Source organism: Nocardia sp. bgisy118 (assembly GCF_057708605.1).
In genome coordinates this window covers 72,306-92,256 of record NZ_JBYISM010000004.1, presented here as the reverse complement: position 1 = coordinate 92,256, position 19,951 = coordinate 72,306, and the positions used below count along the sequence as shown (strand labels likewise).

Here is a 19,951-nt window from a genome sequence, read left to right as displayed (position 1 = left end):
CCGTCAGCTGCTCGGTGGCCATATGGCCACCAGCGTCCGGTCGTCGTCGAACGTTTCCCGCGAGAAGTCCAACGCGTGGGCGAATTCGATCTGTGAGGGCACCCGGTCACCGAGCAACCCCGCGAACAGCGCGCCGACGCCGCCCTCCCCACTGCCGAGGGGATCGCCGAATCCGTCGGTTCCCACCAGCAGCACCTGACCGGGCTCGATGATGACCGGCTGGGGCGCGACGTCGTTGGGCACCCTGGGCAGACCGACCACGGCCGAGCACGACAACCCCGAGGGCGACTGCTCTTTGCCACCGAGTACCGGGACGAATGTCCCGTCGGTCAGCAACCAGACACCGGAGTCGCCGACGGCGGCGACCACCGCCGACAGGCCGCCGTCGGGGTGGGGTTCGCACACCGCGCAAGCCAGGGTCGTGGCGAGCATCCGCTCCGCCTGTTCGGCGTCGGCCTCCGGCAGCGACAGCACCGCCGCCGCTTGTTCGGTCAGCGTCCACGCGGCGCTCTTGAACAGGGTGTGCCAGCCGCCGTCGGCGAGCGGTTCCGGCGGTTCCTCCAGCCATCGGGTGGCATAGCGGACGACGGTGGACGAACCGACGTGGGAGTACTTGGCCGACGACACACCGTCGGCCACGGCGACGACCAGGCGCTGACGCTCCGGGTCGACGGTGATGGCGAAATCGTCCTGGCGTGGCGCGCCGCCGTACCGGTGCAGATACCCCCGCACCGATGCCGCCCGCACCGTGAACGCACCGCTGGACCAGCCATCGATCACGGTGTCGGCCCGATAGGGCGTCCTGCCGTACTCCTTGTCCACCGCCTTGGGCTCGAACGCGGGCGTCGGCGCACCGACGACGATCGGCCCTCTCGACGGCCAGCCCGGCGCCTGTGCCTCCCCCGAGGCGTCCGGGCGGCCTGCGAGCTCGGGCGCCGCCACGTCCGCTTCGGCTTCCGCCTCCGCTTCCGGGGACGAATCCGCCGCCGATTGCTCGTCGTGCTTGTTCCGTTTGCCCAACCAGCCCATCAGACGGTATCCACATCGAGCGAGACGAAGTCGTCGGGCTTCTCCACCTGCAACGTCGCCTGCCCGGTCGCCAGCGCCGTACCCGAATTGATCACCGACTGGGTGAGTGCGGTGACGAACTTCGAGATCGCGACACCGGTATCGGTCCCCGCCGCGGCGATGAACGCGTACTTCGCGTTGGTCGCCACTCGCCGGATCACATCGGCGTCGGCCTGTCCGATGCCGAAAGCCAAGATGTTCGGGCGGGCGGGGAAACTCATCAGTCGCGCGTGCGCCGCCTCCCAGCCGTCGCCGGGATTCGGGGCGCCGTCGGTCAGGAAGAAGACCGCAGGCCGGTTCACCAGATAACCGTCGGACTTCAGTGCCCGGATATCGCGCGGGATACGGTTGCTCAATTCGGAAAAGGCCGCGGCGAACGACGTCGAACCACGGGCACGCAGTTCCGGTACGCCGTCCACGTACCGCAGATCGCTCGGCTCCAGGTAGCACAGCGCGTCATCGGAGAATCCCAGGACACAGAACCTGACCTTCGCCGCGGCCATCGATTCACCCTGCAAGGTGTCGAACAAGGTGACCAGCCCGGCATTCAGATCGCCCACATCGTCGGCCATCGAATACGACTCGTCGGCAACGAAATAGACCGGCAGCACGGTTGCCTTCGGTTCGTTCATTCAGCTCACACTCCCTTTCCCGCTTCGCCCGAGCACGCCGAACACTACAGTCGCGCAACCGATTCCACTGTCGGCCATTCGACGGACAGCGCACCGGGAACTACAAGTCGTCGATGCCGATGAGCGCGTCCTGCAACGCCCGCACGACGAGCGCGGCTTTGGTGGGCGCGGGCCGGCCGACGGCCGCATACTTGTCTCTGATCCGGGACAGGTGAGTATTGACAGTGCCGGGTGAGATATACAGGCGCTGGCCGACTTCCACCTTCGAGTCAGAAGCGAGCCACGCCAGCAGTACCTCGATCTCGCGACCACTCAGGGCCGGTCGCCTCGATATCCCGCACACGCCGTCCTCGTGATCGAATGTGATGCTCATGAACTATTCCTTCACCAGATTGTGCATCGCGCGCGGATGTGCCCGACGAAAACCTGTTCACTTCTATTTCCAGCGGCCGAACAGATCGCGGATACATCGCCGCGCCAGCGCGAATGTGGCGACGATCAGCAGCAGGCTCGTCGCCGCACGGAACTGGTCGCCACCGTCGCCGGAAACTCCGGTGTAGGCGGCCTGGGCGTACCAGATGAACACGATGTCGACCAGCAGCAGGACCGCCAGCACGTACCACAGGCGGACTCTGCGCACCGCATTGCTGTGGAAGATATTGACGGTCTGCTGGCCGTTCTGACTGGAAACCACCGTGCCGCCGCGCTTCGCGATATTTACCTGATTCTGTGCGTTGACATTGCTGTTCGATCCGGGGAAGAAGCGCACCTCATCTCCCGCTGGGATCGTTCAACGTGACATTCTGAGGTCCGTTCTGATTGGCGACCACGATGCCGCCGCTGGTCGCGGAATTGGTCTGCGCCGGCGGCGGGGGCGCCTGCGCCGGCCCGGACGCGGACGGATCCTGCGGCTCGGTACCGGGCGACAACCGCTCGATCAGACCGGCGATATCGGCGTCGAGCGATTGGTGCCGGATGCGCCACCCCTGCGAGATGGTCAGTTTCCGAATGTCTTCCGGCAGGCTTCCCGGCACCGGGAGCAGCGTGTCGTCCAGCAGAACCGGAACGACCGGAATACCGCGCTCGAACGCGGTGCGCAGTTCCATGCGCACCCAGTCGCGCTCGTTGTCGATGCACCGTACCCCTCGTTTGTCACGGGCATCGAGCCAGTGCCGGCCGATCACCGACACCATCACGTCGCTGTCGTCGAGCGCGGCGCGGATGCGACGGGAGTACAGCACGCCCAGCGCCAGCGATTCCTGGTCGCGGAAGACGTGCACCCTGCCGAAATGGCGCGCCATCTGCTTCGAGATCTGACCGACGGCGTATACGCTGTCGATCGTGCGATAATTCAGAAAAATTTTCATATGACGGGTAATCCCTCGAAATAACGTCTCTCCGCACGGCTGGATTCTGTGCGCGACCGAGCCTTGCTGGGCGGGCGAAAGTTAAAGCAGGCGACCAGTTCGCTGTACCCCCTCCTCGAGCGCTCCACTTTCGGGCCACGCATACCCGCAGCGCCGCGCCGGACTACCGGCCCACCGCTGGATCGGTTTCATTCTGCACCTGTAGCCAGCATTTTGCCGAGTGAACGCGGGTATCGGGTGGACCGACGAAATGAAGGGTCGCACACCGACTTTCGAAAAGGTGCCGGTCGGTTTATTATCCCGGCGCCCCGGTGCGCGCATATTTCGTGCCGGAGTCGATAAATGCTGCAATTCGTCCACCGCCATCCTCACCGGTCCGTATATATGCGGTCACAGTCCGAACAGACGTCGTTGCCACATCCAGGTCTCGGACGCCGAGCCCGATCTACCGGCAGATCACTCTTGTTCCGGGCAGGCGAATCGCGAACGGCGCACGGTCGCAAGCGCATACGCCCGGCCCGCGGCTGCCGATCCTGGCTCTGCTCCAGCATCCGGCAGCGGGCGGCGCCCCGACAGCCGTTGTCCGTTGCCCGATCGACCGGCAACGGACAACGCGCTGTTCAGCGCTTGACCAGAGCCGCCATCAGGGCAGCCTGGATGTCATGAGTCCCGGGGTGCCCACGGAAACGAGTGATCGTGCGGGCGAAGTCGCGCAGGTCGGCGCGGATCGTCGCCGAATCGACCGAGCGCACGACATCGAGCAGTGGCCCGATCAGTTCGCTCGCCCGATCCGGCTCGCCCAGCGCGGCGTACACCAGCGCGTGGCGCGTACCGAATCGCGCGTGATCGCGGTCCGAGGGCAGCGGCCGCGACATCGCCCGCTCGAAGAGCGCGGCGGCCGCGGCGAGGTTGCCCAGATCGTATTGGCACCACGCCTCGATGAGGAGGGGACGACCGTGCATGGCCGACGGGCCGAGCTGTTCGTCACCCTCGAGACGCTGCGCTTGTTCGAAAAGGCTTGCGGCCGTGTCCAAGGCGCGCATCGCGCTGGCTTGGTCCAGGCCGATGGCGTACCCCTGGGCCGCGCCCAGCGCGGCCAGCCAGCGGATGCGGGGGTGGATGGCGTCGCCGGCGAGCACCTGCTCGGTGGGCCCGGTCGTCGCGGAGGAATCCCCGCGGTACAGGCTCACCACCGCCCTGCGGACGAGGGCATAGCTGGTCATGTGTTCGTCGCCCGCGGCCGAGGCCAGCACGACCGCGCGGTCGGTCCACCACAGCGAACCCCGGTCGTCACCGCACTCCTGCGCCATCCACCCGGCGAACTCCGCGGTGCGGGCGGCGTGCCGCAGCAGCCGCCGCTGATCCTCACCCGTGCTCTGCCGGGCCGAGGAGTCCGCGACGTGCGCCTGTGTGATCGCCATCGGCAGCACCAGGCTGGGGCTGCTGGTGCGGCCGAGGCGCTTCGTCTCCTCGAACAGAGCGGCCAGGCCGGGCAGCGTGTCGGCGGAGGCGGCGGCGGGCTGCGGCAGCTCGGTCACGGCGGGCGCGCCGGCTTCACCGATCTCGAATGTCCCGGAGCCATCGGAATACAGGCGCAGGTTCCATTGCGTGTGCCCGTATTCGCGTGCGTCGGGGCCGGGCCCGGTGTCGCTCTCCGGCCGGGTGTCCGCCGGAGCCATCGCGTGCAGTTCGCCACCGGCGGACAGGACCGCGTCGCACTTGCGCGACAGTTGCGCGGAAGGCGACTTGTGCCCGTTCTCGACCTTGCTCAGATGGCTGCGACTGTAGTGCACCAGCTCGGCGAGCTCGCCGAGGGTCAACCCCTGCCGGGTTCGACGTCGTCGCAGCTCTCGGCCGAATTCAGCTCGTGTCATCACTTTCCCCAGAACCACCGTCTCCGGTCGCAGAACTTCTTGCACGACAGCGTCGTTCGTCGCGCCCGCGCCGCCGCGGGCGTGCCGAAGGCGCCACCAGCAACCCTTCGGTTTCCGCGAGTGTACCGCCGGAAACCGTGCGGCATATCGAGAAAGGGCGGATGGCCGCCGCGCCGGCGTGTGGACGAATCACCCTGTGTCAGAAAGAGATCGGCTCCATATGAATACCGACTACCGAGTCAAGCATCTCGAGATATTGCAGACGATCATCGCGCGATTGAGTCAGCAGTCGTTCACTGTGCGCGGGTGGTCGGTGACCCTCGTCTCGGTGATCTTCGCGCTGCTCACCGCGCAGGCCCAGTATCGATCGGAGTTGATCCTGCCCGCGCTGGCGCCCGCGTGGATCTTCTGGGGCCTGGACGGGTACTACCTGAGCCTGGAACGCCGCTACCGGCGCCTCTTCGCCTCCGTAGCGCAGCAGTTACAGACCCCGTCGCCATCCGGCCCGCACCCGTTCGACATGATCTCCGACTCCGGCCGACCGATCCGCGACCTCGCCCGCGCGGCTGTCACCCCCAGCGTGGCGGCCATCCCGGCGGTGTTGACCGCGCTGATCATCGGGTACTGGGTATTCGTCGTCACGCGGTGAGCGAGGTTCTCCGGACTCCTGTCGTCGCGAGGCCTTCCGCAGGACGGTCGCGCGCCATAGCGTTGAAGTATGAGAGCGAAGCCGCGGTGCTTTGTCACGGCCGAGGCCATCGCCCGGCTGTGGTCGGTGCGGGCGGCGGACTGGGCTGGGCCGTCGCCGGGCCGGCGCGGCCTGATGGTGGCCGCCGACCGGGAGGCGACGCGGTGTCGTATGCGTGATTTGGTCCGTGGCGGCGGTCGTCTCGTTGGGCGGAGCGTCCGATGAGCGCGCCGCGCGAGCCCGCGATCGCGGTGATCGGCGCGGGGATGTCGGGAATCTGCATGGCGATCACGTTGCTGCGCGCGGGTTTTCGCGATGTCACGATCTTCGAGAAGTCGGACCGGTTCGGCGGCACCTGGCGCGAGAACACCTATCCCGGGTTGACCTGCGATGTGCCGTCGCGGTTCTATCAGTTCCGCTTCGCGAAGAACCCCGACTGGTCGCAGTTCTTCGCGCCGGGGGCCGAGATCGAGGAGTACTTCACGCGGGTGGCGCACGAGTACGGGCTGCCGAGCATCACTCGGTTCGGCGCGGAGGTGTGCGGCGCGGAGTTCGCGAACGGGCGGTGGACGGTGACGACCGCCGAGGGCGCGCGCGAGCGCTACGACTTCGTGTTGTGCGCCACCGGCATCCTGCACCACCCCAGGACGCCGGACCTGCCCGGCCTGGACGACTTCGCGGGCGCGGCTTTCCATTCGGCGCGCTGGGATCACGGCATCGAGCTGACCGGCAAGCGCGTCGGTGTGCTCGGCACCGGCTCGACCGGTGTGCAGATCGTGACCGATCTGGCCGGAAAAGCGGGGCGGCTGACGCTGTTCCAGCGCACGGCGCAGTGGGTCGCGCCGCTGCCGAACGGCCGCTACTCCCGGCTCACTCGCGCCGCGCATCGGCGTTTCCCGGTGCTCGACGAACTCGGCTACGCGGTCACCCACCGGATCTTCGAGTTCCTCATGGGCGCGCTCATCGAGCCGGGGCCGAGGCGCGAGATGGTCGCCGGGTTCTGCCGGGCCAACCTGCGCACGGTGCGCGATCCGGCCCTGCGCGCCGCGCTGACACCGGAGTACGAGCCGATGTGCAAGCGGCTGGTGATCTCGGGCGGCTTCTACCGCGCCGTCCAGCGTCCCGACGTGGCCGTGGTGACCAGCACCGTCGACCACCTCGTGCCGCGCGGCGTCGTCACGGCCGACGGCCGCGTGCACGAACTGGACGTGCTGGTGCTGGCGACCGGCTTCGACGCGCACGCCTTCATGCGGCCGATGGGCATCGTCGGCGCGGACGGCCGCACCCTGGACCAGGCATGGGCGGACGGGCCGCAGGCCTTCGAAACCGTTGCGCTGCCCGGCTTTCCGAACATGTTTCTGCTCATCGGACCGCACAGCCCGGTGGGCAACTACCCGCTCACGCTGATCGCCGAGACGCAGGCCGAGCACATCCTCGGCTGGATCCGCCGCTGGTGCGCGGGGGAATTCGACACCGTCGAACCGACCGAGGCCGCTACCGAGCGCTATTACGCGCGACTGCGCGCCGCCCTGCCCAAGACGGTGTGGGCCACCGGCTGCCAGAGCTGGTATCTCGGCAAGGACGGCAAGCCGGAACTGTGGCCGTGGACCCCCGCCCGGCATCGCGCGCTGATGCAGCGCACGCCCGACCCGGCCAACTATCGGTTCGCGACCGCGCCCGGCGGGCCCCCGGCTACTGCTGGCCGGGCTTCAGCACGATGAACAGGCCGTTGGCTTCGGCGCAGAGCCGATCGCCGTCGTGCAGGGTGGCCCGGACGTAGACCTTGCGGCCGTCCCTGCGCTCGGCCCACGCGCGCAGCCGCAGCTCGGTGTTCAACGGGGTGATCGAGCGATAGTCGATGGTGAGCGAGGCGGTACGGGTCACCCCGCCCGCGTGCACGGCGGCCGCCATGCCGAGCAGGTCGTCGAAGCCGACCGCGATCTGACCGCCGTGCGCGGCCTTGTTGCCGCCGAGGTGGTACGTGCGGAAGGTGATGCGGGCCTCGACGCCGTCCCCGTCCGCCCGGTCCACCACGAAGGGCGGCAGCGTGACGTTGCCGCGAGCGGGCAGGTCGACCCGGGTCCAGGCGGGCGCCGACCACTCGTCGACGACCGCGGCGTCGAGCTTGTCGTTGAGCTCCTTGAGCACGGCGATGGTCTCCAGCGCCAGCTCGTCGGACGGCGACGAGAGCCGGGCCCGGTCCATCAGGCCGCGCACCTGTTCGATGAAGGCGCCGTAGTGCGGCCCGCCGCGGGAGATGTCGACCTCGTTGGCCGCGGCGTCGATCAACTCGGTCATCGGCCGGAACCCGCCCTCGTGGTGCTCCTGGTTCGGCAGCGGGGCGCCGGCCTGCTCTTCGTTCATGAGAACAAGTTATCGGTTGCCCGTGGGATGCTCGCGCGGCGGGGGAGGCGCGTACCGGCGGCCCCGGGCCGCGCGGGGAATCGGACACCCCTACGCTGGGTACCCGTTCACCCATCAGGTCTACCGATACACCACGCGAGCTCGGCGCGGCCGGTCCGTGACGGCCCGGCGGGCGTGCCCTCGTGAACGGCGAAAGGCGTTGCACCGATGCGTATTACGGCAGTCGTGTTCGACATGGACGGCGTGCTGATCGACTCCGAACCGGTCTGGGAGCAGGTGCGGCGCGAGTACGTCGCCGAGAAGGGCGGCCGCTGGCTACCGGATACGCAGAAGCGACTGATGGGCATGAGCACGGGGGAGTGGTCGGAATATCTCAGCGGTGAGCTCGGGGTCGGCGAGCCGCCGGAACGGGTGGCCGACGACGTCATCGAGCGGATGGCCGCGCACTACGACCGGACGGTGCCGCTGCTGCCCGGCGCCGTGTCCGCGGTGCAGCGGATGAGCGAGAACTGGCCGCTCGGGGTGGCCAGCTCCTCGCCCAGGACGCTGATCGACACCGTCCTCGGCCGCACCGGGCTGATCGAGTTCTTCGACGTGACGTTCTCCACCGAGGAGGTCGATCGCGGCAAGCCCGCGCCGGATGTGTACGTGGCGGTCGCGGGCTTCCTGCGCAAGAAGTCGACCGACTGCGCGGCCGTGGAGGACTCGAGCAACGGGTTGCGCGCCGCGCACGCCGCGGGCATGCGCGTGATCGCCGCGCCGCGTCCGGAGTATCCGCTCGACCCCGATGCCGTCGCGCTCGCCGCTCAGGTCATCGGCGGGCTCGACGAACTCACCCCCGCGCTGGTCGCGGGCGACTGAACACGCTGCTCAGCGGCGGTACGACTCGAGCAGGGCTCGGGTGGCGGCGGCCAGGTCGGCGTCCAGCCAGTCCGGCAGCGCCGGGGCGTGCGCGTGCCTGCGCAGGGCGGCGTAGGGCAGGTCGACCACCGCGCGGCTGACCGCGTCGATCTCCCGGTGCCCTTCTGTCCCGAACAGGTCGCGGGTGACGCGGCGCAGGTGGTCGATCAGCGGCGCGTTCATCCGGTCCAGCCGGGCGCGGAATTCCGCGTCGGGGCCGCCGTCGAGCAGGTCGCGCGGGCGCAGCTCGAGCAGCAGCCTGGCGTCCTCGGGCAGCTCACGGCCGAAACGGATGGCCGCGCCCGCCATGGCGACCCCGGCCTCGACGGGGTCGGGGTGGTCCGCGGCCGCCAAGGTCCGCTGCTGGAAGCGATCCAGCGCGCGAATCCACGCGGCGGTGAGCACGCCGTTGCGATTGCCGAAGCGGTGGTACAGCGTGCCGACCGGCGCGCCGCTGGCTTTGGCGATGGCCGCCACGCTGGCCGCGCGCGGTCCGTCGGCGAGCACGAGGGCGCGCGCTGCGTCGAGGATCACATCGGTGTCGTGCTTGCGGGGTGGCGCCATCTACTAGTACGTTCCTTCTATATGGAGCGATTGTCTTATATCGACGAGCATGCCAGAGAAGTCGACGCGAATCGCGACCGGACCTGGAAAGCGCTGCTTCGAGTCGTCTGCAAGGACCCGCACGACCCAGCCACCGTTCCCTCCGGATTCGTCCTGGACACCGCCGAGGAACCGGCCCGGTTCGCGATGCACGGGCAGCACTGGTTCTCCCGTTACGAGCTGATCTTCGAACTCGATGACGAGGGGCCGAGCCGGACCAGGGTGCGGGCCGTGAGCAGAGGGGATTTTCCCGGTCTGCACGGCAGGATCTATCGCGCGCTGGTGGTCGGCAGCGGCGGTCACGCGTTCGTGGTGCGGCGCATGCTCGGCCGAATCGCGGCCGCGGCATGATCAGCGGAACGGTCTGGGGCGCCACCGAAGCCGAGCGCGACGCTCCGTTGCCGTGCGACGAGCTGGAACCCCGTGGGCTGCAAGCCGATCGGGCCATCAGCATCGCCGCGTCGCCGTGCTTGGTCTACAGCTGGCTGTGTCAATTGCGGGTCGCGCCATACAGTTACGATCTGCTGGACAACTGGGGCAAGCGCAGCCCGCGTGAGCGCGACCCGCACCTCACCGAACTCGAGGTCGGTCAGCGATTCATGTCGGCCTTCGACCTGAAGTCGTTCGTCCTCGGTCGCCACATCACGCTGGTCGCCGGACGGATCGCCGTGACATACGCCGTGCGCCCGGAGGGGGCGGGCACTCGGCTCGTGGTTCGAGCGCGCTTCGGTACACCGCGAATCGTCGCCCGGCCGCTCGCCTTCGGTGACGTTTTCATGACCCGCAAACAGCTGCTCACGCTGCGTGAGCTGGCCGAGGCCGAAGCTCGCCTCGACGCCGCACGCCGCGACGGGGACTGAGCGCTCCGTGGCCTGGCGTCCGCGTCACCGGGCGAAGGTGCGAAGCGGATCGACCTTCGCGCGTGCGGTCCAGCGTCCGCGGTCGTAGGCGACCTCGACGGGATGGTCGAAGGCCGCGGAGACGGCGTCGGTGGTGAGGGTGTCGCGGGCCGGGCCCGCGGCGACGGTGCGGCCGTCCGCGATGAGCAGGGCGTGCGTCGTGCTGGTCGGCAGTTCCTCGAGATGGTGGGTCACCAGGACCGACGCGACCTCGGGATGGGTGCGGTCGAGGCCGTCGATGGTCTCCAGCAGCTGTTCGCGGGCGGCCACGTCGAGACCGGTGGTCGGCTCGTCGAACAGCAGCAGCCGTGGTTCGGCGACGAGCGCGCGGGCGATCAGCGTGCGCCCGCGCTCACCCTGCGAGAGGGTCGGCCAGGTGTTGTCCCCCTTGCCTTTCAGGCCGACGGACTCGATCATGGCGTCGGCCCTGCGCAACTGCTCCGCGGTGGGTGTCCAGCGCATCGGGGTGTCGATGGTGGCGGTGAGGCCGGTGAGCACGACCTCGCGAACGGTGAGCGAATAGCGCAGCGGATGGCGCGGATTGACGTGGCCGATCGCGTGGCGCAGCGCCGCGAGTTCGACGCGCCCCATTCGCTCGCCGAAGATGCGCACCGTGCCCGAGGTGGGAAAGGTGACCGCGCCGCAGAATCCGAGCAGCGTGCTCTTACCCGCCCCGTTGGGCCCGAGCAGTGCCCAGTGTTCGCCCGCGCGCACGGTGAGCGAGATGCCGTCGATGATCTGCTTGCCGTCGCGGCGGAAGGTCACGTCGGTCAGCTCGAGCACGGGTGTGGTCACGGATGTTCCTTCCTCGGCAGTCACGAGAACGCCGCTTTCAGTGCGGTGAGATGGGCGCGGCTGAATTCGGCTGCGGCCGTGGGATTTCGGTGGGCGATGGCATCGACCAGCCGGATGTGCGCCTCGTGGTCCTCGGGTTCGGAGGGCACGGGGCGAATCTTCAGCATGTCGATCATGGCCTGACGCAGGCGGGGCAGGAAGCTGTCGAAGAGCTGGGTGAGCACGTCGTTGTGCGCCGCGACGATGACCGCGCGGTGGAACGCCATGTCGGCGTCGACGTGCTCATCGACCGGCTCGCCCCGAGCCTCGCGTGCGGCCAGGGCGCGCCGGATCGCCCGCAGGTCCGCGGGCGTGCGCCGGGCGGCGGCGAGCGCGGCGGCCTCGGCCTCGATGGCGATCCTGGCCTCGATCACCGACGCGATGGCGGCGCGGCGCAGCACCGCGTCCCATTCCTCGGTCACGTCCAGCGCGGTGACGAACACCCCCGCGCCCTGACGGCTGTCGAGCACGCCCTTGCCCGCCAGTTCGCGGATGGCCTCGCGCAGCGTCGACCGGCCGACGCCGAGCTGCGCGGCCAGCGTCGTCTCGCCGGGCAGGCGGTGTCCGAGCGGCCATTCGCCCGCGCGCACACGGGTCAGCAACAGCTCGGCCGCCTGTGCGGCGAGCGGGTGGCGGCGAACCTGCGAGACCATCCGAACCTCTCTACTTGTCTGAGGAGTTGTGTATAGTCTAGCCATCATGACGCGCATGCTTCTGCTTAGCCGCCACGGCGGGGCCTGACCGACCGGCCGCCCGCCGTGGGGCTTCGTCGTGGCCGGTCATCGCTTCGTATGCGCAGGCCGTCTCGGCCGGAAAGCAGCAGAAACCTCCATGACCACGAGCGTTTTCCCCACCATCGATACCCCCGCCGGGCCTTTCGCCGCCGGTGCGCCGGACTGGAACAGACAGCGGCATTCGCGGATGCTGTCGCACCGGTATCACAGCGTCTACGACCGTGTGGATATCCCACTGGCACAGCGTGATTGGCCGAACGCGCGGATCACCGCCGCGCCGCTCTGGGTCCCGGTGGACCTGCGCGACGGCAATCAGGCGCTCGCCGAGCCGATGGACCGCGACCGGAAGCGGCGCTTCTTCGAACTGCTGGTCGCCATGGGCTACAAGGAGATCGAGGTCGGCTACCCGTCGGCCTCGCAGACCGATTTCGATTTCGTACGGCTGCTCGCCGATACCGATCTCGCGCCCGAGGACGTGACCATCGTCGTCTTCACCGCGGCGCGGCGCGATCTCATCGAACGCACAGTGGAGTCCGTGCGCGGCCTGCGCAACGAGGTGGTCGTGCACATGTACACGGCCACCGCTCCGACCTGGCGGGAGGTGGTGCTCGGCAAGGACCGCGACGCGCTGCGCGAGCTGATCCTGGCGGGCGGCCGCGACGTGCTCGAGTTCGCCGGTGACCTGCCTTCGGTGCGATTCGAGTTCTCGCCGGAGGTGTTCAATCTGACCGAACCCGATTTCGTGCTCGACCTGTGCGACCGCATGACGACCCTGTGGGACGCCACCCCGCAACGACCCGTCGTGCTGAACCTGCCCGCCACCGTCGAGGTGGCCACCCCGAACGTGTACGCCGACCAGATCGAGTACATGCACCGCAACCTGTCCCGCCGCGACAGCGTGATCCTCTCGGTGCATCCGCACAACGACCGCGGCACCGGCGTCGCCTGCGCCGAGCTGGCGGTGCTGGCCGGCGCCCAGCGGGTGGAGGGCTGCGTCTTCGGCAACGGGGAGCGCACCGGCAACGTCGATCTCGCGACGCTGGCGCTGAACCTGCACGCGCAGGGCGTCGATCCGATGATCGACTTCTCCGATGTGGACGAGATCGCGCGCACGGTCGAGTACTGCACCCGCATGCCCATCCACGAACGTCACCCGTACGTGGGCGCGCTCGTGCACACCGCGTTCTCCGGCACCCATCAGGACGCCATCAAGAAAGGCATGGCCGACCACCGCGCCCGCGCCGCGGCGACCGGGCGGCCGGAGCGCGAGATCGACTGGCGCGTACCGTATCTGCCGATCGACCCGGCCGACCTCGGCCGCTCCTACGACGCCGTCGTCCGCGTCAACTCCCAGTCCGGCAAAGGCGGCATCGCCTACCTGCTGCACACCGAATACGGCCTCGACCTGCCGCGGCGGTGGCAGATCGAGTTCGCCCGCCGCGTCCAAGTACACGCCGACCACACCGGACTGGAGATCACCGCGGCGGAGCTGCACGAGCTGTTCACCGCCGCGTACCTGGCGGACGCCGAATCCGCTCCGGTGGTGCTGAAGCAGTGGAACACCGGCGCCACGACCACGGACATCACGCTCACCGTCGGCGGGGAGACGTCGACCAGCGAGCACCGCGACGCTGGACCGGTCGAGGCGCTCACCGCCGCGCTGGCGGCGGCGGGCCTGCCGGTGCGGGTGCTGACCTTGACTCAGCAGACGATCGGCGCGGCAGGCGATGGCGGTGCGATCGCCTATCTGGAATACCGGGCGGGGGAGCGGACCGGCTGGTGCTGCGGTCGCGGCGACTCCGTGCTCGCGGCCTCGCTCGCGGCCCTGGTGCGGGCCGCCAACCGCATGGCATCGGCGCCCGAATAGCGGCAAAACGCCCGCCGTGTCGGCCGCACGTGCGAAGGTAATCGGCGTGGTGCGGCACGTGACAGGAAATCTCCCCGCGGAGGTGACGAGCTTCGTCGGACGTGGGGAAGAGGTCGCCGCGGCGAAACGGCTGCTGTCCACCACACGGCTGCTCACCCTGACGGGGCCCGGCGGCGTGGGCAAGACCCGGTTGTCACGGCGGGTGGGCGAGTCGGTCCGGCGGGCGTTTCCCGACGGGGTGTGGCTGGTCGAGGTGGCCCACGTCCACGACGGGAATCTGGTGGCGCTGAGCGTCGCGCAGGCGCTCGGCCTGCGCGACGACACCAGCGCTCCGCTGGCCGGGCTCGTCGAGTTCCTCGCCGACAAGAACCTGCTGATCGTCCTGGACAACTGCGAACACCTCATCGACGCCTGCGCGGCGCTGGTGAGCAGGCTGATCCCGGCCACCGAGGGCGTGCGGATCCTGGCGACCAGCCGCGAGCCGCTCGGCGTAGACGGCGAGCAGGTCATGCCGGTCGCCCCGCTGCCCGTCCCCGCGGCCGACGAGCTGACCGGGGAGATCGTCGCGGGCGAGAGCGAGGCGCTGCGCCTGCTCATCGACCGCGCGGCGGCCGCCAACCCCGAATTCCGGGTCACCGAAGCCAATCTCGGCGTCCTGGCGGCGATCTGCCGTCGGCTCGAAGGCATTCCGCTGGCGCTGGAACTGGCGGCGCTGCGGCTGCGGATGTTCACCCCCGACCAGGTGCTGGCCCGCCTCGACGACGCGATGCGGCTGCTCACCACGGGCCTGCGCACCGCACCACGCCGCCAGCAGACGCTGGAAGCCGCGATCAGCTGGAGCTACGACCTGTGTACGCCCGACGAGCAGCGGCTGTGGGAGCAGCTCGCCGTGTTCGCGGGCGGCTTCGATCTGGACGCGGCCGAGGCGGTGTGCGTGGTGGATCCGCCCGACGCGCTGGTGGACGCGCTGACCGGGCTGGTCGAGAAATCGGTGCTCGGGCACCGGCACGACAGCGACGGCAGCGGCCGCTACACCATGCTGGAGCCGCTGCGGCAGTTCGCGCTGGCCCGGCTGTCCGCCGCGGGCGACGAACGGGCCGTGCGCATCCGCCATCGCGATCACTACCACCGCATCGCCCGTCGCGGCCGCACCGCCTACTGGGGCGGCGAGGACGTCACCTGGTTCCGCGACGTCACCAGGGAGCACGCCAATATGCGTGCCGCGCTGCACTTCTCGCTGTCCGATCCGGACGGCGCTCATCGGGCGCTGGAGATCGCGACCGAACTCCGCCCGTTCTGGGAGCACTACCGGTTCCTGCTGGAGGGCTACCGCTGGCTGGTGGAGGCGATCGCAAAAGACAAGGCGCACACCGTCGATCGGGCCAGGGCGCTCGCCGCCTCCTCGGTGATCGCGGCGATGCTGTCGGACAACGCCGAGGCCACCCGTTACGCCCGCGAATGCGTCGAGCTGGCCACCGAACTCGACGCCGCCGAGGTCCTGGTGGAGGCGACGCTGCTCTCGGCGCTGCTGGCCTTCAGCGGCAACGATCCGCACCGCGCGCTGGAGATCGCGCTCACGGCGGCCGAACGCGCGGGCGAGGTCGCCCACCACGGCACGGAGATGGAGAGCTTCGCCTTCGCCTACGTGTGCGCGCTCGTGCTGGAGGACGAGCGCGCCGACGCCATCGCCGAACACTTCCTGGCCAGAACCGCCGAGCACGGTTCGCATCTGCTCGGCGGGCTCGCGTATTGGGCAGTGGGCACGAATCATTGGCGCCACGGCGAACAGGACCGCGCCGCCGTCGACCTGCGGCACGCGGTCGAGCAGTTCCGGCTGTTCGACCGATGTGTCTGGACCGCTTCGGGTTTCGACGGGCTGGCCTGGGTGTCGGCCGCCGAAGGCGATCGGGTGCGGGCGGCGCGACTGATGGGCGCGGCGTCCACGGTGCGGCACGGCAGCAAGCAGCGGCTGGCGCACGCGATGACCGAGGTGGTCGGCGACAAGGTGCGTGACCAGGTGCATCGGGCGATGGGCGACAAGGAGTTTCGCGCCGCCTTCGACAGCGGCGCCGCGCTGGACACCGACGAGGCGGTGCGCTACGCGCTGGGCACCGCGCCGATCGTCGTCGAGCGTGCCCCCAAACCCGTTGCGGCCGATGCGCTCACGCGGCGGGAGAAGGACGTGGCCAAATTGGTCGCCGCCGGGTACAGCAACAAACGCGTCGCGGCCGAACTGGTGATCTCGGTGCGGACGGCGGAAAGCCACGTCGACCACATCATGACCAAACTCGGCTTCGATTCCCGGACCCAGATCGCGAGCTGGGTCGCCGAGCATCTGCGCTAGGTCCCGGCCCTGCCGGGAGGGCTGAGGAGGACGGGGTCAGCGCGGGGCCAGGATGGCCAGCTCCGTGCCGAATCCGACTGCCAGGCGCCCATCCGGCGTCACGGCGACCGCGTTCACCATCGCGGGGAACACCAGCTGCTCGCCGATCTGTTCGCCCGTCATGGCGTCCCACACGCGCACCGTGGCGTCCCAGCTCCCGGTGACAGCGATGGGGCGTCCGTCCACCGTGCCCGCGGCCACCGCGCACACCACGTCGGTGTGGCCGCGGAGAGGTTCGCCGATCAGCAGGCCCGTGGTCAGGTCTGCTGTTCGCGCTGTCATGTTGTCGCTGCCGATGACCACGATCAGGCGGCCTTCCACCGCCGCCGTGGCGACTGCCCGCACCGAGCAGTCATGGTCGCTCAGGGGCTCACCGAGCTGCTTCCCCGTGGTCGCGTCCCACACGCGTACCGTTCGGTCGTCGGCGCCTGTGACGGCGACCGGCCTGCCGTCCAGCTGCCCCAACGTCACCGCGATCACCTTGTCGGCGTAGCCGCGGCGGCGGCCTGCGGGGAATCCGCCGATCGGCTCGCGGGCGGCCAGGTCCCATACCCGCAGGGGTCTGCCGCTGCGATGGCCGCCGCTGGTGACGGCCAGGAGACGGCCGTCCACCATTGCCATGGCCCGCGCGATGGTGGGTCCGTCGGGGTCGGTCAGCGGTTCGCCGAGGGGGTCACCCGTGGCAAGGTCCCACAGCCGGAGTGCGTCGTGGCCGCCGGTGACGGCGACCGGGCGGCCTTCCACCGTCCCGGCCGCCACCTTGTGCACCTCACCGGTGTGGCCGGTGAGGGGGGCGCCCATGCGCTCACCCGCGGCGAGATCCCATATGCGGGCCGTGCCGTCGCCGCTGCCGGTGACGGCGACCGACCGCCCGTCCACCGTCGCCGTCGCCATCGCGACCACGGTGCCGCTGGGCCCATCCGAGGGTTCGGCGGTCCGGCGGCGCTCCCGCAGGCTCCACGTGCGTACCGTGTGATCGGTATCGGTGACCGCACCGGCGGTGACGGCGACGGCGATACCGTCCACATCCTCCACCGTCACGGCGCCCACCTGATCGGTGTGGCCGGTCAGCGGGTCGCTGAACTGCTCGCCGGTCGTCAGGTCCCACATTCGGACCGTGGCGTCCCCGCCGCCGGTGAGGGCGACCGGGCGGCCGTTCACCATGGTTGTCGCGACGGCCCCTACCTTGTGAGAGTGGCTGGTCAGAGGATTGCCGACCTGTTCACCGGTGGTGAGATCCCACATTCTTGTCGTCTTGTCATTGCTTCCGGTGACGGCGACCGGCCGACCGTCCACCACGGCCGTCGCCACCGCCAGCACCTGATCGGTGTGGCCGGTCAGCGGATCGCCGACCTGCACTCCGGTACGCAGGTCCCATAGCCGGATCGTGGCATCCCAGCTGCCGGTGACGGCGACGGGACGGCCGTTCACCACGGCTGTCGCCACCGCCACCACCCAGTGGCTGTGGCCTGCCAACGGAACGCCGATCTGCCGTCCGGTGCCGAGGTCCCACACCCGCGCCGTGTGGTCGGTACCGCCGGTGACCGCAACGAGGCGGCCGTCCACCAGGGCCGTCGACACGGACAGCACCCAGCCGTCGTGGCCGGCCAGGGGCTCGCCGATCTGCCTGTGGCCGACCAGGTCCCACACCCGCGCCGTTCCGTCCTCGCTTCCGGTGAGGGCGACAGGGCGCTCGTTCATCGCTCCCGTCGCCACCGCTCGCACCGAACCGTCGTGGCCGACCAAGGGCTCGCCGATCTGCTCGCCGGTCATCAGGTCCCACACCCGAAGTGCCCTGCTGTTATTGCCGCCGCTCCACGACGGGCCCACGGCGACGGCACGGCCATCCACCACGGCTGTCGCCACAGACGGCACCTTCCAGCCGGTCAGGGCGTATCGAAAACGGGAATCGACCTGGCTGGCAGTGGCCCACTCCACCCCCCACCGCGCGTGTTCTCCCCCGTCCACGGGTACGGCGGTGATCCTGGCGGCCAGCTCTCGGTGTCCGTACCGGGCGGCGTCCAGCGCCAGCAGTTGCCGACGCACCGCAGGCGAAGCGTCACGGTGCAGATGTGCCGATGCCCGATATACCGCCGCCACCGAGCGGGCCTGAGCGTCCGGCGCCGAATCCAGCAGCCCCCACACACGCTCGAAATCCCCACGCACCAGCAACACCGGATCCCTCCACCAGGCACCCTGCCCGACCGGCCCGGCGCCCGAATCACCGTCACGCACAACATCAGACACGATCAGCATCGTAAGTGCGCCATGCCGGTGTGGTCAGTGTCCCGTGCGACCGTCGATGTGTTCGCGCAGCAGATCGGCATGGCCGAGGTGGCGGGCGTACTCCTCGATCATGTGCACATACACCCAGCGCAGGCTGAAGACGGCGGTGCGCAGTGGGTGCGTGAACGTGTGGTCCAGCGTGAGCGCGGCGACCGCGGCATCGGCGGCGCGCACCTCGCGGTGATGGGTGGCGAAGGCGTCCTCGGGATCGGCGTCGGCGACGTCGTCGAAATCGCCGTCCGGGTTGTCCTCCGAACAGTAGAGGTAGTCCAGCGGCGCACCGGCCGCGGCGATGCGGAACCAGCCGCGTTCCACCTCGCTCATGTGACGGACGAGGCCGAGCAGCGAGAGGCCGGACGGCGCCAGCGGGCGCGCGCGCAGCTGCTCGGCATTCAGACCGGCGCACTTCCAGAGCAGGGTCTCGCGGTGCCGATCGAGCCAGGCTTGCAGCATGGGTCGCTCGTCGGCGACGAGCGGGGTGGGTGTCCGTTCGATCTCGGGGGCGGTCCACGTCATGGGCCGAGGCTATCGTCCGGTCGGGAAGGGCGCCTTCGATTTTCGGTGCGGGCGGGCCGGTGGGCACGCCCGCACCGCGGCTTACAGCCCGTGCCGGAGGAAATCGGCGACGGCGCGTTCGAAGGCCGCCTTGCGTTCGATCTGCACCCAGTGCCCGCAGCGCCCGAACAGCCGCAGATCGACGTTCGGCAGCTGCCGCGAGGGGAGCAGGGCGCCCTCGACCGGGGTCACCCGGTCGTCACGGCCCCACAGCATCAGCACCTCGTTGCGCAGGCCGCGCAGCCGCGCCCACAGCGGAACCCGTTCGGCCAGTGCGGGATCGGCGAACGTGGCGTAGGCGTCGCGAATGGCGGCGATGGCAGCGGGTTCCGCCGCGGCGGCCAGGCGTGCGTCCACGAGCTCGTCGGTGAGGATCCGCTCGTCGAAGACCATGGTGCGCAGCCAGGCCTGCACTCGCTCGCGCGTCGGGTCGGCGGTGAAGTCGAGCAGTCGCCGAATGCCTTCGGACGGTTCGGGACCCAGCACGTTCACCCCCACCCCGCCCGGCGCCATCAGCACCAGCCGGTCGACGTGCCCGGGGTGATCGAGGGCGACGAGCGTGGCCACCGCGCCGCCCATCGAATTGCCGAGCAGGTGCGCGCTCGGCAGCTCCAGGCTGTCGAGCAGGCCGATCACGGCGTCGGCGGAGATGCGAAGATAGTTGCGGTCGTAGACCTCCGGGCGCGCGCTGGCGCCGAAGCCCGGCTGGTCGAGCACCAGGCACCGGAAATGCTCGGACAGCGCCGCGAGATTGCCGCCGAAGTTGGCCCAGCCGGACACGCCGGGACCCGATCCGTGCAGCAGCACCAGCGGCGGACCCGAACCCGCCTCGTGGTAGCGAAGTTTCAGTCCGTCGACCGTCACCCAGCGGGTGGTCTCCTCCGCGGTGAGCGCCAC

Annotated in this window: 20 protein-coding genes; 7 read left to right on the top strand and 13 right to left on the bottom strand. The window is 69.6% G+C overall.

Features of this window, described 5'->3' with window-relative positions; translation table 11 throughout:
• Positions 1 to 3: 3 nt before the first annotated feature.
• The 6 genes from AC3EO7_RS06250 to AC3EO7_RS06225 all read right to left on the bottom strand — a co-directional run bounded on the left by AC3EO7_RS06250 (position 4) and on the right by AC3EO7_RS06225 (position 4,941).
• Positions 4 to 1,029 (bottom strand): protein phosphatase 2C domain-containing protein, encoded by a 1,026-nt coding sequence (locus tag AC3EO7_RS06250; protein ID WP_435590665.1) that lies wholly within the window; start codon positions 1,027 to 1,029, stop codon positions 4 to 6.
• A complete protein-coding gene (locus AC3EO7_RS06245; RefSeq protein WP_431972353.1) occupies positions 1,029 to 1,700 on the bottom strand; it encodes a vWA domain-containing protein in 672 nt (223 codons plus the stop codon). Before AC3EO7_RS06245 ends, AC3EO7_RS06250 begins: the two co-directional genes overlap by 1 nt.
• 100 nt (positions 1,701 to 1,800) lie before the next feature.
• Complete coding sequence (locus AC3EO7_RS06240) at positions 1,801 to 2,073, bottom strand: LuxR C-terminal-related transcriptional regulator (RefSeq protein ID WP_431972352.1); 273 nt, start codon at positions 2,071 to 2,073, stop codon at positions 1,801 to 1,803.
• A gap of 63 nt (positions 2,074 to 2,136) precedes the next feature.
• Positions 2,137 to 2,469, bottom strand: coding sequence for a hypothetical protein (locus AC3EO7_RS06235; protein ID WP_431972351.1), 333 nt, complete (start codon positions 2,467 to 2,469; stop codon positions 2,137 to 2,139).
• 1 nt (position 2,470) lies between these two features.
• The gene (locus tag AC3EO7_RS06230) at positions 2,471 to 3,067 is read right to left on the bottom strand and encodes a toll/interleukin-1 receptor domain-containing protein (RefSeq protein WP_431972350.1); all 597 of its coding nucleotides are present in this window, start codon (positions 3,065 to 3,067) and stop codon (positions 2,471 to 2,473) included.
• 620 nt (positions 3,068 to 3,687) lie between these two features.
• The gene (locus tag AC3EO7_RS06225) at positions 3,688 to 4,941 is read right to left on the bottom strand and encodes a helix-turn-helix domain-containing protein (RefSeq protein WP_435590664.1); all 1,254 of its coding nucleotides are present in this window, start codon (positions 4,939 to 4,941) and stop codon (positions 3,688 to 3,690) included.
• A gap of 220 nt (positions 4,942 to 5,161) precedes the next feature.
• Between AC3EO7_RS06225 and AC3EO7_RS06220 the strand changes: the two genes are divergently transcribed.
• Both AC3EO7_RS06220 and AC3EO7_RS06215 read left to right on the top strand, forming a co-directional pair.
• A complete protein-coding gene (locus AC3EO7_RS06220) occupies positions 5,162 to 5,590 on the top strand; it encodes a hypothetical protein (protein ID WP_431972348.1) in 429 nt (142 codons plus the stop codon).
• Between the two features lie 260 nt (positions 5,591 to 5,850).
• Positions 5,851 to 7,350 carry a flavin-containing monooxygenase gene (locus tag AC3EO7_RS06215; RefSeq protein ID WP_435590663.1) on the top strand — a complete coding sequence of 500 codons (1,500 nt, stop codon included), beginning with the start codon at positions 5,851 to 5,853 and terminating at the stop codon, positions 7,348 to 7,350.
• Here AC3EO7_RS06215 and AC3EO7_RS06210 read toward each other — a convergent pair.
• Positions 7,322 to 7,993 (bottom strand): PaaI family thioesterase, encoded by a 672-nt coding sequence (locus AC3EO7_RS06210; protein WP_435590662.1) that lies wholly within the window; start codon positions 7,991 to 7,993, stop codon positions 7,322 to 7,324. The two genes, AC3EO7_RS06215 and AC3EO7_RS06210, sit on opposite strands and share 29 nt — an antisense overlap.
• A gap of 207 nt (positions 7,994 to 8,200) precedes the next feature.
• Between AC3EO7_RS06210 and AC3EO7_RS06205 the strand changes: the two genes are divergently transcribed.
• On the top strand, positions 8,201 to 8,854 hold the full coding sequence (locus tag AC3EO7_RS06205) for an HAD family hydrolase (protein ID WP_431972345.1): 654 nt from the start codon (positions 8,201 to 8,203) through the stop codon (positions 8,852 to 8,854).
• 9 nt (positions 8,855 to 8,863) lie between these two features.
• Here the strand turns inward: AC3EO7_RS06205 and AC3EO7_RS06200 are convergent, their stop codons facing one another.
• A complete protein-coding gene (locus AC3EO7_RS06200; protein WP_431972344.1) occupies positions 8,864 to 9,457 on the bottom strand; it encodes a TetR/AcrR family transcriptional regulator in 594 nt (197 codons plus the stop codon).
• A 21-nt stretch (positions 9,458 to 9,478) separates the two neighbouring features.
• Here AC3EO7_RS06200 and AC3EO7_RS06195 point away from each other — a divergent pair, with 21 nt between their 5' ends.
• Positions 9,479 to 9,847 carry a hypothetical protein gene (locus tag AC3EO7_RS06195; protein ID WP_431972343.1) on the top strand — a complete coding sequence of 123 codons (369 nt, stop codon included), beginning with the start codon at positions 9,479 to 9,481 and terminating at the stop codon, positions 9,845 to 9,847.
• Positions 9,844 to 10,356, top strand: coding sequence for a hypothetical protein (locus tag AC3EO7_RS06190; protein WP_431972342.1), 513 nt, complete (start codon positions 9,844 to 9,846; stop codon positions 10,354 to 10,356). The genes AC3EO7_RS06195 and AC3EO7_RS06190 overlap by 4 nt, the downstream gene beginning before the upstream one ends.
• A 24-nt stretch (positions 10,357 to 10,380) precedes the next feature.
• Here AC3EO7_RS06190 and AC3EO7_RS06185 read toward each other — a convergent pair whose 3' ends face one another.
• Positions 10,381 to 11,190: an ABC transporter ATP-binding protein gene (locus AC3EO7_RS06185; RefSeq protein ID WP_435590661.1), complete on the bottom strand. Its 810-nt coding sequence runs from the start codon at positions 11,188 to 11,190 to the stop codon at positions 10,381 to 10,383.
• Positions 11,191 to 11,210: 20 nt separating this feature from the next.
• Positions 11,211 to 11,882 (bottom strand): FadR/GntR family transcriptional regulator, encoded by a 672-nt coding sequence (locus tag AC3EO7_RS06180; RefSeq protein ID WP_435590660.1) that lies wholly within the window; start codon positions 11,880 to 11,882, stop codon positions 11,211 to 11,213.
• Positions 11,883 to 12,060: 178 nt separating this feature from the next.
• On the opposite strand from AC3EO7_RS06180, the gene AC3EO7_RS06175 reads away from it, so the two are divergent.
• Both AC3EO7_RS06175 and AC3EO7_RS06170 read left to right on the top strand, forming a co-directional pair.
• Positions 12,061 to 13,830 (top strand): 2-isopropylmalate synthase, encoded by a 1,770-nt coding sequence (locus AC3EO7_RS06175; protein WP_435590659.1) that lies wholly within the window; start codon positions 12,061 to 12,063, stop codon positions 13,828 to 13,830.
• A 58-nt stretch (positions 13,831 to 13,888) separates the two neighbouring features.
• Complete coding sequence (locus tag AC3EO7_RS06170) at positions 13,889 to 16,174, top strand: LuxR C-terminal-related transcriptional regulator (RefSeq protein WP_435590658.1); 2,286 nt, start codon at positions 13,889 to 13,891, stop codon at positions 16,172 to 16,174.
• A 36-nt stretch (positions 16,175 to 16,210) separates the two neighbouring features.
• On the opposite strand, the gene AC3EO7_RS06165 is transcribed toward AC3EO7_RS06170, so the two are convergent.
• From AC3EO7_RS06165 to AC3EO7_RS06155, 3 genes are all read right to left on the bottom strand, one after another.
• Complete coding sequence (locus tag AC3EO7_RS06165; protein ID WP_435590657.1) at positions 16,211 to 18,460, bottom strand: WD40 repeat domain-containing protein; 2,250 nt, start codon at positions 18,458 to 18,460, stop codon at positions 16,211 to 16,213.
• Between the two features lie 33 nt (positions 18,461 to 18,493).
• Positions 18,494 to 19,015: a DinB family protein gene (locus AC3EO7_RS06160; RefSeq protein ID WP_435590656.1), complete on the bottom strand. Its 522-nt coding sequence runs from the start codon at positions 19,013 to 19,015 to the stop codon at positions 18,494 to 18,496.
• Positions 19,016 to 19,096: 81 nt separating this feature from the next.
• A complete protein-coding gene (locus AC3EO7_RS06155; RefSeq protein ID WP_431972336.1) occupies positions 19,097 to 19,951 on the bottom strand; it encodes an alpha/beta fold hydrolase in 855 nt (284 codons plus the stop codon).

Excerpts from the sequence above, each read along its gene's own strand:
- AC3EO7_RS06250 (WP_435590665.1), bottom strand. The coding sequence starts at position 1,029 with ATGGGCTGGTTGGGCAAACGGAACAAGCACGACGAGCAATCGGCGGCG.
- AC3EO7_RS06175 (WP_435590659.1), top strand. The coding sequence starts at position 12,061 with ATGACCACGAGCGTTTTCCCCACCATCGATACCCCCGCCGGGCCTTTC.
- AC3EO7_RS06180 (WP_435590660.1), bottom strand. The coding sequence starts at position 11,882 with ATGGTCTCGCAGGTTCGCCGCCACCCGCTCGCCGCACAGGCGGCCGAG.
- AC3EO7_RS06205 (WP_431972345.1), top strand. The coding sequence starts at position 8,201 with ATGCGTATTACGGCAGTCGTGTTCGACATGGACGGCGTGCTGATCGAC.
- AC3EO7_RS06225 (WP_435590664.1), bottom strand. The coding sequence starts at position 4,941 with ATGACACGAGCTGAATTCGGCCGAGAGCTGCGACGACGTCGAACCCGG.
- AC3EO7_RS06195 (WP_431972343.1), top strand. The coding sequence starts at position 9,479 with ATGGAGCGATTGTCTTATATCGACGAGCATGCCAGAGAAGTCGACGCG.
- AC3EO7_RS06200 (WP_431972344.1), bottom strand. The coding sequence starts at position 9,457 with ATGGCGCCACCCCGCAAGCACGACACCGATGTGATCCTCGACGCAGCG.
- AC3EO7_RS06220 (WP_431972348.1), top strand. The coding sequence starts at position 5,162 with ATGAATACCGACTACCGAGTCAAGCATCTCGAGATATTGCAGACGATC.
- AC3EO7_RS06245 (WP_431972353.1), bottom strand. The coding sequence starts at position 1,700 with ATGAACGAACCGAAGGCAACCGTGCTGCCGGTCTATTTCGTTGCCGAC.
- AC3EO7_RS06240 (WP_431972352.1), bottom strand. The coding sequence starts at position 2,073 with ATGAGCATCACATTCGATCACGAGGACGGCGTGTGCGGGATATCGAGG.
- AC3EO7_RS06160 (WP_435590656.1), bottom strand. The coding sequence starts at position 19,015 with ATGACGTGGACCGCCCCCGAGATCGAACGGACACCCACCCCGCTCGTC.
- AC3EO7_RS06190 (WP_431972342.1), top strand. The coding sequence starts at position 9,844 with ATGATCAGCGGAACGGTCTGGGGCGCCACCGAAGCCGAGCGCGACGCT.
- AC3EO7_RS06215 (WP_435590663.1), top strand. The coding sequence starts at position 5,851 with ATGAGCGCGCCGCGCGAGCCCGCGATCGCGGTGATCGGCGCGGGGATG.
- AC3EO7_RS06210 (WP_435590662.1), bottom strand. The coding sequence starts at position 7,993 with ATGAACGAAGAGCAGGCCGGCGCCCCGCTGCCGAACCAGGAGCACCAC.
- AC3EO7_RS06230 (WP_431972350.1), bottom strand. The coding sequence starts at position 3,067 with ATGAAAATTTTTCTGAATTATCGCACGATCGACAGCGTATACGCCGTC.